The 12,816-nt window shown below is 60.4% G+C and carries 13 protein-coding genes and 1 pseudogene; 4 read left to right on the top strand and 10 right to left on the bottom strand.

Features of this window, described 5'->3' with window-relative positions; translation table 11 throughout:
- The first annotated feature begins 114 nt into the window (after positions 1–114).
- The 3 genes from DEJ54_RS08550 to DEJ54_RS08540 all read left to right on the top strand — a co-directional run bounded on the left by DEJ54_RS08550 (position 115) and on the right by DEJ54_RS08540 (position 2,660).
- Positions 115–869 (top strand): IS5 family transposase gene (locus tag DEJ54_RS08550; RefSeq protein WP_371685967.1). Its coding sequence is split into 2 segments (ribosomal slippage): positions 115–447 and positions 450–869, totalling 753 coding nucleotides; the frame shifts between segments, so codons are not numbered across the junction.
- Between the two features lie 388 nt (positions 870–1,257).
- Positions 1,258–2,154: a restriction endonuclease gene (locus DEJ54_RS23470; protein WP_113154187.1), complete on the top strand. Its 897-nt coding sequence runs from the start codon at positions 1,258–1,260 to the stop codon at positions 2,152–2,154.
- Between the two features lie 8 nt (positions 2,155–2,162).
- Positions 2,163–2,660 carry a hypothetical protein gene (locus DEJ54_RS08540; RefSeq protein WP_113154186.1) on the top strand — a complete coding sequence of 166 codons (498 nt, stop codon included), beginning with the start codon at positions 2,163–2,165 and terminating at the stop codon, positions 2,658–2,660.
- Between the two features lie 285 nt (positions 2,661–2,945).
- Here the strand turns inward: DEJ54_RS08540 and DEJ54_RS08535 are convergent.
- A pseudogene (locus tag DEJ54_RS08535) lies at positions 2,946–3,285 on the bottom strand (transposase); the annotation flags it as partial.
- A gap of 389 nt (positions 3,286–3,674) precedes the next feature.
- Positions 3,675–3,896 (bottom strand): hypothetical protein, encoded by a 222-nt coding sequence (locus DEJ54_RS08525; RefSeq protein WP_113154184.1) that lies wholly within the window; start codon positions 3,894–3,896, stop codon positions 3,675–3,677.
- A gap of 120 nt (positions 3,897–4,016) precedes the next feature.
- Here DEJ54_RS08525 and DEJ54_RS08520 point away from each other — a divergent pair, with 120 nt between their 5' ends.
- Positions 4,017–4,412 (top strand): hypothetical protein, encoded by a 396-nt coding sequence (locus tag DEJ54_RS08520; protein WP_113154183.1) that lies wholly within the window; start codon positions 4,017–4,019, stop codon positions 4,410–4,412.
- Positions 4,413–4,580: 168 nt separating this feature from the next.
- On the opposite strand, the gene nikR is transcribed toward DEJ54_RS08520, so the two are convergent.
- From nikR to DEJ54_RS08480, 8 genes are all read right to left on the bottom strand, one after another.
- Positions 4,581–4,991, bottom strand: coding sequence for a nickel-responsive transcriptional regulator NikR (gene nikR / locus DEJ54_RS08515; RefSeq protein WP_113154182.1), 411 nt, complete (start codon positions 4,989–4,991; stop codon positions 4,581–4,583).
- Positions 4,992–5,051: 60 nt separating this feature from the next.
- Positions 5,052–5,639: an ABC transporter ATP-binding protein gene (locus DEJ54_RS08510; RefSeq protein ID WP_113154181.1), complete on the bottom strand. Its 588-nt coding sequence runs from the start codon at positions 5,637–5,639 to the stop codon at positions 5,052–5,054.
- Positions 5,632–6,429 carry an ATP-binding cassette domain-containing protein gene (locus DEJ54_RS08505; protein WP_113154180.1) on the bottom strand — a complete coding sequence of 266 codons (798 nt, stop codon included), beginning with the start codon at positions 6,427–6,429 and terminating at the stop codon, positions 5,632–5,634. The genes DEJ54_RS08510 and DEJ54_RS08505 overlap by 8 nt, the downstream gene beginning before the upstream one ends.
- Positions 6,426–7,292, bottom strand: coding sequence for an ABC transporter permease (locus DEJ54_RS08500; protein ID WP_113154179.1), 867 nt, complete (start codon positions 7,290–7,292; stop codon positions 6,426–6,428). Before DEJ54_RS08500 ends, DEJ54_RS08505 begins: the two co-directional genes overlap by 4 nt.
- The gene (locus tag DEJ54_RS08495; protein WP_222473798.1) at positions 7,285–8,304 is read right to left on the bottom strand and encodes an ABC transporter permease; all 1,020 of its coding nucleotides are present in this window, start codon (positions 8,302–8,304) and stop codon (positions 7,285–7,287) included. The genes DEJ54_RS08500 and DEJ54_RS08495 overlap by 8 nt, the downstream gene beginning before the upstream one ends.
- On the bottom strand, positions 8,297–9,871 hold the full coding sequence (locus DEJ54_RS08490) for an ABC transporter substrate-binding protein (protein ID WP_113154178.1): 1,575 nt from the start codon (positions 9,869–9,871) through the stop codon (positions 8,297–8,299). The genes DEJ54_RS08495 and DEJ54_RS08490 overlap by 8 nt, the downstream gene beginning before the upstream one ends.
- Before the next feature lie 255 nt (positions 9,872–10,126).
- A complete protein-coding gene (clcA, locus tag DEJ54_RS08485; protein ID WP_113154177.1) occupies positions 10,127–11,476 on the bottom strand; it encodes a H(+)/Cl(-) exchange transporter ClcA in 1,350 nt (449 codons plus the stop codon).
- A 72-nt stretch (positions 11,477–11,548) separates the two neighbouring features.
- Complete coding sequence (locus tag DEJ54_RS08480; RefSeq protein ID WP_113154176.1) at positions 11,549–12,793, bottom strand: SLC13 family permease; 1,245 nt, start codon at positions 12,791–12,793, stop codon at positions 11,549–11,551.
- Positions 12,794–12,816 lie beyond the last annotated feature (23 nt).

The following is a 12,816-nucleotide window of genomic DNA, read 5'->3' as shown; positions in this document are numbered from 1 at the left end:
TATTGCAGTCAACGCGGAGGTGGAACAATAGGTTAGGGTCAAAACCCGTTGATAGCATTGATTTGACGCAGCAAATCAGATTCAGTTTGCCAAATCAGTGATTTGGAGGCTTGGATGGGACATCTGTTTTGGCTGTCGGATGAACAATGGGCGGTGATTGAACCGCTTGTTCCGGCGAACAAGGGCGGAGCCCGCAGGGTCGATGATCGCAGGGTAATCTCCGGCATCATCCATGTTCTCAAGGTGGGTTACCGGTGGTGCGATTGCCCGAAAGACTACGGGCCTTCGACCACGATCTACAACCGCTTCAACAGATGGTCACGAAAACGCTTCTGGATCGATCTGGTCGAGGCGCTTGCGACATCCGGGGCGGTGACGAAGAGCACGTCCATCGATAGCACCTACGTCAAGGCGCACCGCTCGGCGCACGGCGGTAAAGGGGGGCGAAAAATCAGGCTATCGGGCCCTCGCGGGGCGGGCAGACCACGAAAATCCATGCCCTTACCGACGTGATCGGTCGCCCATTTGCGTTCATGCTGACCGGAGGCAATGCGGCAGACAGCCCGGTAGCGCCCCATCTGCTGGCCGGACTGAAGGGAGCAAGGTATCTGCTGGCCGACAAGGGATATGATGCAAACAGCCTGCGAAAGCACCTGCGCCAATCTCACATTGTCCCGGTCATACCGGGCCGGTCAAACCGCAAGCGCGCCATCCGGTATGACACCAGACGCTACAAGAGCCGCCATCTCATCGAAAACGCCTTCTGCCGCCTGAAGGACTTCCGACGCGTCGCAACTCGCTACGACAAACTCGCCAGGAACTTCCTGTCCGCTGTCGCCCTCGCAACACTCGTCGCATTCTGGCTATGATTGAGTCTCAGCCCTAGCCTCCGATTTGGTTTCTGCTCTGAATGTCTGGAATTTAGGGTGCAACCGGGGCGCCTGAAGTTGCTTCCAGATGGCGGCTTTGGGCCGTGAGCGGCGAAGGTTGGCGTCAACTAGGCGCTAATCCGCTATCCACCGCATGTCCGGTTGAGAGCCCAATCGGACAGTCGGCTGCTACACTCCTCCTATCCGCTTTCGACCCCATTTCGGTCATCAAAGACCCGCTCGTCACATTCCCATAACTGCCATTCGTCGTGCCCGCCGCCGGTCAATATCGCGGTAGCGAGCAGGTTGGGGACCTGCTTAGTCGGAGTTGCATAGCGGTCCATATGCGGGTCAAAATCAGCGGCTCAAGGATAGACAAGGCGATTCGATGGTCGACTCAATCAAGTCCGTGGATCTCAAGCTTATCGCCGATCTGTTTGGTGATGGATATGTGATGGACTTCACCAACGCGACCTATGCGGACTTTTTCCGAGATGACGTTGGCATCGAGATTTATGACGACGTCTATTCCGACAACGGCAACAGTAAGGGCAAGCGGCTTCGCACTTTCATGCAGAAAGGGCAGCGCGCAGCGATTCTGAAGGCTCTACCCGGCCTGTGGGAATGGCGGGTAGGTTACCTGGCAAAAGAGTATCCCGGTCAGGCGGATACCGTGCCGCAAGCCTTGGATCGGCTCAACGCTTTGATCGAGCGCTTGGGCGGCACGCGTATCGGCAGCGCGCAGGCCAAAGCGGCAGTATCACCATCGGCACCTGCCGCAGCTAAGCCGAGCGGTGGGGTTCTAGCCGCTCTCGAACAGGAGTTCTTGGCGCTCATGGCCATGGATGAGCAGCCGCATCGGCGTGGCTTGTCGTTCGAGCGCTTCTTGAAGAAATGGTTCGACGTTTGGGGGCTCGACCCCAATGCATCGTTCGCGACGAAGAGCGAGCAGATCGACGGTAGTTTCCACCATGACAGCACCACGTATATAATTGAGGCGAAGTGGCACACGAAGCCAACCAACGGTGCCATGCTGCATGCCTTCCAAGGCAAGCTGCAGGAGCGGCCGGACTGGACCCGAGGTCTCTACGTCAGTTATGGTGGATATTCCGATCAGAGCTTTGACGCCTTTACGGCCAAGCGCCTTATTATGATGGACGGCACCGATATATACCATGCGCTCAATCGACAGATTGACGTGGGTGAGGTCATCCGTCGCAAGGTGCGCCGCCACTCAGAGCATCGGCAGCCGTTCGCCCGGGTGACTGACTTGTTTCCTTCATAGAGTTATTCATGACTTTTACGACCGACGAGCTGCATCGCGATGCTCTTGAGATGCAATCCATTCTTCGCGACAGCGAATGTTTCAAGCGCCATCAGGCGATAAGCCTCGATAAACTCTCCGAACTCCTGACGGCATTGGCTACAGGTGGCAAAATCACCAGTCGCAACACCGCTGGCCACGACGTCGTCGCGCCGATCGGCAAGATCGAAGTCAAATCGAGAGTGCTTGGCACAGATGGGCCGTTCCCGCGGGTGTCTCTCAGACCAAACAAGCTCGAGGCCGACTACGTTATGGCAGTGCGTTGGACATCCGACTGCGTGCTTCATGCCGCATACTTGTTGCCAGCGGCATCGGTGCGACCGCTGTTCTCCGAACGTCTGCAGGCCTCGGGCTCACTTGCTCACATCGCGTGGCAGAAGTGGATTGCTGCTCCGCTGGTGTCCAACTTCACTGAGAAGTTCGAACGCGTCCTCGCCTCTTTGCCAGCAACAAGTTCTGCTTCCTAAGCGTGCGGATACCTGTGGCATCGTCTTCGCTGACCAGTACAAAAAACTCGGCTCATGCGACTGCACGTCCGGGCTGCTATCGATGATATTTCACTGGAAGCTGCCAGTCTCCTTCCCCCGTCCAAGGCAGGCACTTACCGCTATGATACCGAACGGCAGCTAGGTCCGCATTGCCGACGCCTCACCGCAATGGAGTTTGCGATCGCAATGAATGGCTGCTTTGGCGGACTGCATCGCAGCACGTTATCAGTGGGTGAATGTCAGCAAAGGGCCGTTCGCTTCGCGCAGCGCAGCCTGGCCGGTGCGACGGGACTTGTAGTGGTAAGTAGAGGTGTCGAACTTCAGTGCCTTGCAGGCCCGTCTGATCGACATCCCCCAGTCCACCAGCATCTCGCGATCGAGCGTCAGGTCAGCGACTGATCTTCTTCAGCCGACTGTTCTCGTCCTCAAGGGCCTTCAGTCGGCGCATCTCGTCTGGCAACAGTCCAGCATACTTTTTCTTTCAGTTGAAATACGTCGCCTGGCTGATTCCGGCCTTTCGGCAGATCTCTGCCACGGGCACGCCGTCATCGCCCTGCTTCAGAATGAACGCCTTCTGCGCGTCCGGTAACTTCGATGCCGTCATCGCTCTTCGCTCCATCCCAGCCAGAGAACCCTAAGCGGAAAACTCTAACCAAAAGCGCTCCAGTTTGCGGGGATTAGAGCAGCCCCGAGTTGCATCCTCGACTTCGTTAAGAGAGGCCATGGTGAACGATGATTTGAGCGCCCTCACTTACATCGGGAAGCCTCTCGCCAAGAGGGAGAAGGCCAAGAGCCAGACGGGTGTGACGTTCGACTGGGGCGCGGGTTTGGAAAGCATATCCGGCTGCATTGTCCTACTCATTCTGACTCTAAACACAGTAGGATCGTGCCGGGTGCATTCAGCGGTATGAACGCTAAAACTGTCTGCTGATTTTGACATAGAAAAGGGCGCAGCCGACAGACCGCGCCCTGCATTGAGCCAATAGGGATTGTTTATCCGGCTTTGGCTCTGTGAACCTCCAGCGTCTCCTGTGAAAGCTTGTGGCTTACCCTCTCGACTGCCGAACGCTTGATTTGCAGCGCCTGCGAAATGGCTGATGGCGAAACGCCCTCGACCAGCTTCTCGGCGATGAACTGGTTGCGAAGCTCCTTTGGTACTTCGCGTGGCTCCGTTTCGGATGTGCAATCTTCCGCAATGGGTGTGAACCAGTTCACCCGGGGCAGTTCACCGGCTGGCCCCGCGAGGGATTGACGCCCCTCCGCCGTTGACAGAATGGCTTTCCCTCTGCATCAATCCCCTGATTTCGGAGAGCTAGCGCTGCTGGAGGAGCATCGATGCGAACGGAGCTGCAAACATCATTGCCGGCTTCATTTTACTGTCTGGCGGCAATGCCGCTCATTCCTAATGATGACCAGACCGATGTTGCCCCCATTGCAACCCTCGGCGGTAGACCGATCAAGATCGAAGTACCCTTCATCAACATTGAGGGTGGCAAAGGAAACCCGCTGGGTTCCAAATCCCATGCGAAGCACACCGTAGTGGCAGTGGCTAAGGCTTACCCTGTAGAAGCCCTTATGTCCTCCATTCCGTCGGATGCGATCGAGAGCGTCGACGAAGCAAAATCCACGACAATCAAAGTCGAATGTTCGGTTCGTCAAAGAAAACTCCACATCGGAGATTCAGTTGTCCATGCTATCAAGGGGATGGACAAAATTTCCAAACCACGGTAACGACCACGGTAACGGGATCATAGCGAATTGTAATTTCCCGTTTAATTTCAATGTGCTATGGTGATAAAGCGAATCCGCGTCTGGGCACCACTCCCCTTCAGCGCCTCCAATCATCTCAAGTCAACGCACACTTCTCGCGAAGAAGCCGTCCGTCAGCTCTGAAACACCTCAGTCTTCTGATGAATTCGGAATGAGGCTGAGCTTTCCATGCATGACATGCCGTTCGGCAATCACATGCTCTGCAAGCCGCTTAACATCGTCCGGCAGCCCCTTGAGGATGCTGATTTCAAGGCATCGGTCATGGTCGAGATGCACATGCATGCTCGCGACCGAGAGTTCGTGGGCATGATGAAACGCGTTGGTCAGCCGCTTCGCCAGATCCCGCGCCTCATGGTCATAGACATAGCTCAGAACGCCGATGCAGCTTTTCTGCGACCCCGTTTTCAAAAGGGTCTGCTGCATGCCCTGCCGCGTCAGGTCGCGAATCGCCTCCGATCGATTCTGATAACCGCGCTCACGCACGACCTGATCGAGCTCATCCATCAGGTCGTCATCCAGCGTAACGGTTATGCGTCGCATTGCTCGCCCTCATTCACGGTAAAGCCGCCATGCCGGAAAAGGCTGACGGGCGGAAGAAAATCACAGGTCGAGAATGCGGTCTGCGATGCGGCGAAGCAAGGGCATGTCATGGCTGATAACAAGCATCCCAAGCCCGTTTTTCTGCGCATGCGCTAGCAGGGCCATCCAGATCTGCGCCTGCGTGAGGGGATCGAGCGGTGCGGATATCTCATCGGCAACGAGATAGCGCGTGCCAGGCGCAAGCGCGCGCAGCACGGCGACCCGCTGCAGCTCCCCGCCGGAGATTTCATGCGGATAGCGGTCATACCACGCCTCTGAGACGCCGAAGGCGCGCAGCATGGCTTCGTCAGGACGCCAAGCCTCGCTGATGACCCTGCCGACAGTCCAGCGCGGATCAACCGAGAAGGCTGGCGACTGAGAAAGATACTGAACCGGATTGAACCCGCGCGCATGCGGCTCACCGTCGATGGTGACCCGCCCGGACAACGGCCGGTAGTGACCTGAAAGAATGCGCCCCAGTGTCGATTTGCCGACCCCGGACCTGCCCGTGAGGCCGACCACCTCGCCGGGGCGGACCGCAAGGCTCACATGATCGAGCACGCGCCCTGCCGCGCCATAGGAGAAACAGACATCCCTTGCTTCAAGCATGTTGCGCCACCTGAAAGCCGTTCTGCGGCAGGGCCTGCCACAGGGCGCGGGCGTATGCGCTGCGCAAGCCCTCTCCCGCGCCATCAAACGCGCAGGCCGCCTCCTCGCCCTCCATCCTTCCATTGCGGATGAGGCACACCCGGTCGGCATAGGGCAGCGCGGCAGCCAGCGAATGCGTTATCAGAAGCACGCCCTTCTCCTGATCCGCCAGCCCCCGCAGTTTCGACAGCACGATTTCGGCGTTCCCGTCATCCAGCCCGCTGGTCGGCTCATCGGCGATGAGCAGATCCGCGTCACCAACTGTCGCAATGGCCATCATCATGCGGCGCGCCATGCCGCCGGAAAGCTGGTGAGGAAAGGCTTTTGCCGCACCTCCATCCAGCCCGAAAGCCTCAAGATGGCGCGCAAGCGTCTCCCTGTCAGTGGGCCGCCCTGCCCGCCGCGCCGCCCAGCGCAACTGCTTCGCGCACCGCGCCAGCGGCTCCAGATGGCTGATGGATTGCGGCACGAGCGCCATGCGCCGGCCACGCAATGCGGGGAGAGTGCGCTCGTCCACCGGCTGGCCGTCCAGACGAATGCTCCCAAGCATGCGGGCATTGGGCGGCAGAATGCCGAAGGCCGCATGTGCGATCAGGCTTTTGCCACTACCGGACGCACCGACAAGCGCCACCACCTCCCCGCGCCCGATGGTGAAGGCAATGTCGTTGAGAACCGGCGTCTCGCAGGAGGCGAGAAGCCCATGATAGCGCCGAAACGACAGGCCGAAGCCGCTGAAGGAAAGAAGCGTCATGTCTGCGCCGTTCTCGGGTCGAAGATCAGCCGCAACCCGTTGCCCACCGCATCGAAGCACAGAACGAACAGGAGCAGGCACAGCCCCGGAAACAGGCCAAGCCACCATTTTCCGGCAGTCAGATAGCGCATGGAATCGGCCAGCATCACGCCGATGGCCGGCGAAGTCGGCTCAAGGCCGAAGCCGAGAAAGGTCAGGCTTGCCTCATGCAGGATCGCATGGGGAACCATCAGGACGAACCCCACCAGCATCTGCGGCACCAGCTGCGGCAGAACATGGCCCACTGCGATGGCCGCCCACGACTTTCCGAAATGGCGGGCCGAAATGATGTAGTCCGCCTGCTTTATCTGCATGACCTCCGCACGCAGGATGCGCGCCAGACGCGGCCAGTGCGTCAGCGCCAGGGCGAGCGTCACCGCGAAAGGCCCGCCGCCCAGCGCAAAGCAGATCAGGATCAGCAGCACCAGATGCGGAAGACCGATCGTGGCGTCGATTGCAAGCGACACCAGCGCATCCATCCAGCGGCCGGACGCAGCTGAAACCAGAACCATCACGACTGCGATGAGGACGGAACAGGCCGATGCGAACAGGCCGACCCAGAGGCTGGTTGTCAGCGCCTTGGCGGTGCGCGCAAACATATCGCGCCCCATCTGGTCCGTACCGAACCAGTGGGCCCAGTCCGGCGGGACAAGGCGTGCCGTGAAGTCCGGCGCGACGCCCGCACTTCCAGCCATGAGCGCTGCCACCGGGATCAACAGGATCAAAAACAGGCACACCGCAGCGGCGGCGAATGAGCGAACACGGTTGTCCATGCGCGGAAGAATCAGCGGTTCAAGGCTCTGCCGCTCACCGAGCTCAGCCATGATCGCCTCCCGTCAAAAGGTCGCCATCGCGAATGCGCGGGTCGACGAGGCGGTACAGCATGTCCGCAATCATGTTGCCCACGGAGACGAACAGCGTCAGGCAAAGCGTGATCGCCAGAAGCAGCGGCACGTCTCCCTTGATGCCGGCGGCAACCGTCGCCTGCCCGAGCCCCGGATAGGAGAAGACCTGCTCCGCCAGAATGGAGCCGCCAAACAACTCTCCCAGAGAGGCAAACAGAATGGTCACGGCGGGAAGCGCGGCATTGCGCAGCCCGTGCCTCAGAACGATGTCCAGCTTCGTCGCGCCCTGTGCGCGGGCATAGAGCGCGGCATCGAGGTTGAGGATCTCGATCATCTTGGCGCGCGTGTGCAGCGCCACCTGCGAAACGCCGAAAACGGTCAGCGCCGCCAGCGGCAGGGCGAGGTGGCGCAGCCGGTCTGAGAAGGTGACGTCCTCCGGCACGACACCGATTGGCCCCGCGCAACACACCGGCGCCCATCCAAGAAAGACAGCAAAGGCGAGCAGCAGAAGGATCGCGATCCAGAAGGTCGGCGCGCAGGAAAGAACATAGGCATAGACACGGATCACCCGGTCGATCCACGACCCGGAATTCGCGCCGGCCACGACACCCAGCGCAAAACCCAGAATGCCGGACAGAAGCCACGCCAGCCCGACGAGCGGAAGCGAGGTCCAGAAGCGGCTGGCGATCACCTCCGAAACCGGGGCGTTGTAGATCATCGAATAGCCGAGATCGCCCTGGAGAATGTTCTGCGCCCATCGAACGAACTGCGTCAGCGGGGCCTCGTTCAGGCCCCACCGCTCCGCAATCAGCGCCTTCTGTTCCGGCCCGACCCGCGCAATGTCATCGCCGAGATAAGCGTTGACCGGATCGATGGGAGAGATTTTCGCCAGCGAAAACGCCACTGCCGCGACCAGCAGCAGCACGACGGCGAGCCGCCCCAGCCTGTAGGCCAGCCCGACAGCGAGAGATTGCGCTAAAGGCCTAGTCACACGTCCAGGCCCACTGATCGATCATGGATGTGATCGGCCAGCCATGCCCGTGTGGCTCAATCTGCGTCTTGCCGATATCGAGGCACTCATTCGTGAAATAGATGTGGTCCAGATTGACGAGCCACGCCCAGCCGGCAAGGCCGCGCGCCGAAAACCCGGTCTCGCCATCCCACTCCGCCGCCTGCCAGTGGGGATAGGAGGCCTCCAGCGTCGCCGCCTGCTGGGCGGCGGCCAGATGCGCGTCCACGACCGTGTCGGAGAAATAGCCCGGATTGTAGAAACCCACGCCGCCCCAGTCGGAATTGTAGAGGCTGTAGACTTCCAGCGGGCTGTGGCTGCCCCATCCCAGCATCACCGGTTCCTGATGGGCGAACCGTTCGATCTGCTCCCAGGACGCGCCGGTGGGCTGCGCGTTGATTCCGAGCGCCTTGAGCTGCTCGGCCACCACAACGGTCAGCGCCTGACGCACCGCATCGGATGCCGGGTAATAGATCTTGAAACCCGCCTTCACGCCATCCTTCGCGCGAAAGCCGTCATCGCCCACCGGCCAGCCGGCCGCATCCAGCATCGCCCGCGCTTCGTCGGGAGCGTATGTCACGGCGGCATCGGCGTTCGACCACGGCATGCCATCGGCCGGTCCGGCTGCGGGCCTGCCGAAACCATTCAGCACCACCTCGACAAGCTGCTCACGATCCACACCGAGATTGATCGCCCGGCGAATGGCGGGATCGGAGGTCACCGCATTGCCCACGGCCTCTCCCTGTGCATTCACCTCACCCGGCTCCTGCATCGGGAAGGTCAGTCCGCGATTGTCAACGGACATCACCTGGAGGCGCTTGAAGCCGTCGATCATGTCATCGGCCATCAGGGCGGGAACAGACACCATGTCCACCTGACCAGCGCGCGCTGCGGCAAGCCCTGCATCCTCTCCGGTGAAGACGAATGTAAGCCGCTCGAACTGTGATTTCGGGCCGTAATAATCGGGATTGGCTTCAACGATGAGCTGTTCGCCCTCGGTCCACGAAACCAGCCTGTAGGGACCGGACCCGACCGGGTTGCGGGCATAGCCCTGCCCGTAACTGTCTGACGGGACGATGCCCAGCGAATAGAAGTTTTCCGAGAACGTCACCCAGGGGCGCTTCAGTTCGATCCTGACGGTCAGATCGTCAACCGCCTCGGCCTTTTCCATCACCGTCAGGTCAAGTGCGCCGCCAGCCGAAGCAGCCTCGTTGAACGTGAACGCGACGTCTTCCGCCGTGAGCGGCGTGCCATCGGAAAAGACCACGCCCGGACGCAGGGTCACGGTCCAGACCAGCCGGTCGTCGGACAGTTTCCATTCGGTCGCCAGATCAGGGACCGTGTTCAGATCCGCATCGCGGCGCAAGAGGGTCGACTGGAACAGCGGATGGCCATAACGGCCCCAGCCAAGAAGCGGGTCGTAGCCCGTGTCCGGCTCGCCGCCGATTGCCAGAACAAGATCATTCTTGGCGAATGCCGGAGCGCCGGCAATCAGGGAGCTTGTTGAAAAGAATAAAAGACCGGCCCAGCCCGCGAAACTGCGATTCATCTACAAATGCCCCTCAAATCAATTTCATGCCAGCCTGCAAGCTACCAACAGAAAGTATGACGTCAATAGAAAAACATCATACTTTCTGAATTCGTTTCACGGCGCGTTTCGATCAGATTTTCACCCATTCCGAGAATTCAGAAAAACGGCTCAAAACGCGCGTAAAAATCAGAAAATCAGCAGAGAAATTGGGAATTTTTCTGACTTTTCCGGAATTTCCGATGCGGGTTCATTTCTCAGAAAATCAATTAACCATCACGCCAGACCGGTGCTGTCTTCCCCCTTCTTTCTCGGGTCGATGCCGGCCTGCATGAGTGTCTTTTCGAGGAGCAGATCATAGATCGGCCGCCCGCCAATCCACTGCGCCACCATATTGGCCGTCACGCAGGTGGCGATCAGCGGCATCACCATCGTGTAAGAGCCGGTCAGTTCCAGCGTCAGCGCCACGCCGACGACAGGCGCCCGCACGGAGGCGGAGAACAGCCCGCCCATGGCGGCGATGCCGAAGGCCAGCGGAACCATCGCGTCATGCGGCACGGCGAATGTCATGACCTCACCAAAGGCGAGACCGACACACATGGAAAGCGCCAGCATGGGAGCGAAGATGCCGCCCGGCGTGCCCGCCGAATAGCTGGTGACCATGGTCACGAAACGCAGCACCGCCAGCATCAGCAGGATTTTCAGACCTGCTCCGTCTGCCGCCAGCGACTTGATGACACTGTCGCCGCCGGTCACGGCCATCGGCATCACGATGAACAGCGCGCCAATGGCCAGCCCCACGATTGCGGGAAAGAGATAGGATGCGCGGGCATTGACGCGCGCGGCAAACGTGCTGGTCCATAACAGGCCCGCATTGAGCGTGACGCCCAGGACGCCAAGCAGACAGCCGAGCAAAACGAAGGCAGGCAGCATCCAGACCGCCGGGCTATCGACCAGCATGGACAGGTCCGGCGCGGTGCCGCCGATGATCTGCGTCATGACGGTGGCCAGGAAGGCCGCGACGATCACGCCCATATAGGTGCGGAACGTGTAGGGAAACTGCCGGCGCGTCTCTTCCACGATGAAGAGAACAGCCGCGAGAGGCGCGTCGAACGCGCATGCAAGACCTGCCGCGGCACCTGCGCCCAGCATGCCCCGCCGCTCGATCTCGCTGACCTTGAAGAAGTCCGTTATGGCCGCCGAGAACGATGCGCCGATATGGATCGTCGGCCCCTCGCGGCCCAGCACCAGTCCAGAGCCGACCGCAGCAATGCCGGCGAAGAACTTGACCGGCAGAACCCGACGCCAGCGCACGACCCGCAGGCCCTGCATCGCCCCCTCGATTTCCTGCACGCCACTGCCGCCCGCCTCGGGCGCATAGCGGCGCACGACATAAACCGCCAGCAGCGTGATGCACATGGTGATGAGCGCAGCCGCGACCACGAGCGACGCGCCGTCCACATATGCCGAAAGCAGATGAGGCCAGGTCTGCAGCCTGTCGATCATCAGGTGGAACACGGAGCCGACCGCGCCCGTCAGGATGCCTGTCAGGCTTGCCAGAGCGATGTAGCGCATCTGCGCGCCCCGGTGTCCCGGCCGGTCCAGTGTTGCGATTGGGTTATCCATGGCTGCGACTTTGACTCATGTGACTTTTGGCGGCGTCGTTCATCGACGGTTGGAGAAGCTGTGTCGTTCCACTCATGTCAGGATTGCGATCCAGATGAGTGCAAGGGCGATACACAGGATCGAGACAGGAATGCCCGCCCGGCAGAATTCCCGCATGCTGATCTTGATACCAGCAGCGGCTGCGCGCTCGACGACGATAATACCGGCGAGGCTTCCAAACACGATCAGGTTGCTCGAAAAACCCGTGCCAAGCGCCAGCGCCGCGCCGAGGGCATCCGTTTCTCCCGAATGCGGAATGAACGGCACCAGAAGCATGACAGCCGGATTGTTGCCGACCACATTGCTCAGGCCCGTTATGACCAGAAAGAGTGTCGCCGGATCGGAAAAGTCGATGCCGGCTGCCTGCAATTCGTGAATGACCTTTTCCGGCAGCCCCGTCGCCGTCAAAGCGGCGTTCACGACAAACAGCCCGGTGAGGAGCAGCATCAGATTGCCGTCCACGGTTCCCAGAACATCCTTCGACGCGACACGACGATTGACGAGCATGACCGCTGCCGCCGACATCGCCACCATTTCGCGCGGCCAGTCGGTGAAGACGAAAGCCGCGATGATGGCGACGGTGATCACCGCTGCCTTCAGCGTTTCGAGGCGGTCGAGCGGGGGGTTCTCGACGGGGGCTGCGGTTGGGGTAGCGGGGCCGGCGGACACCGTGTCCAGCGTCCAGCGATTGCGGTAAAGCCACGAGACGGTCGCCCACACAACCGGCAGGGAGATGAGCGCAGGCACGAGCGCGATCTCCATGAAGCCCGTAAAGGAAAGGTTCAGCGTCTGGGCCGCGATCATGTTCTGCGGGCTGCCGAGGATCGTGGCGACGGACCCGGTGTTGACGGCAAAGCAGAAGCCCAGAAGAAACGGGATCGGATTGAGCCCGCGCGACAGCGTGATCGCGACCAGAAGCGGCGTCATGGCCACCACGACCACATCCTTGGTCAGAACCGAGGAAAGCGCGCCGCCCGTGACGATCAGAATGGCCAGCAGGGCTGGCGGCGACACCTGCATCGAAGCGACCTTTGCTGCCGCCCAGGGGTAGAAGCCCGAAACCGTGTAGGCCCCCGACACGATCATCAGGCCGAACAGAAGCCCCAACGTCTGGTAGTCGATGGCAGCCCATGCGGCCTCCGGCGAAATCCGTCCGAAACCGATCATGGCGAGCGCGCCAATCACCGCCGCACCTGTGCGATCGACGCGAAAGCCCGGAAGATAGCCGAGCATGAGCGCCAGATAGACCAGCAGGAAGATGATGACGGTGATATCCACGATTTCCCCCTGTGGCCCGCCGA

The organism is Nitratireductor sp. OM-1 (genome assembly GCF_003296175.1).
GTDB lineage: Bacteria > Pseudomonadota > Alphaproteobacteria > Rhizobiales > Rhizobiaceae > Nitratireductor > Nitratireductor aquimarinus.
Note: the sequence above shows the minus strand (reverse complement) of the source record. Positions and strands in the feature narration are given on the sequence as shown.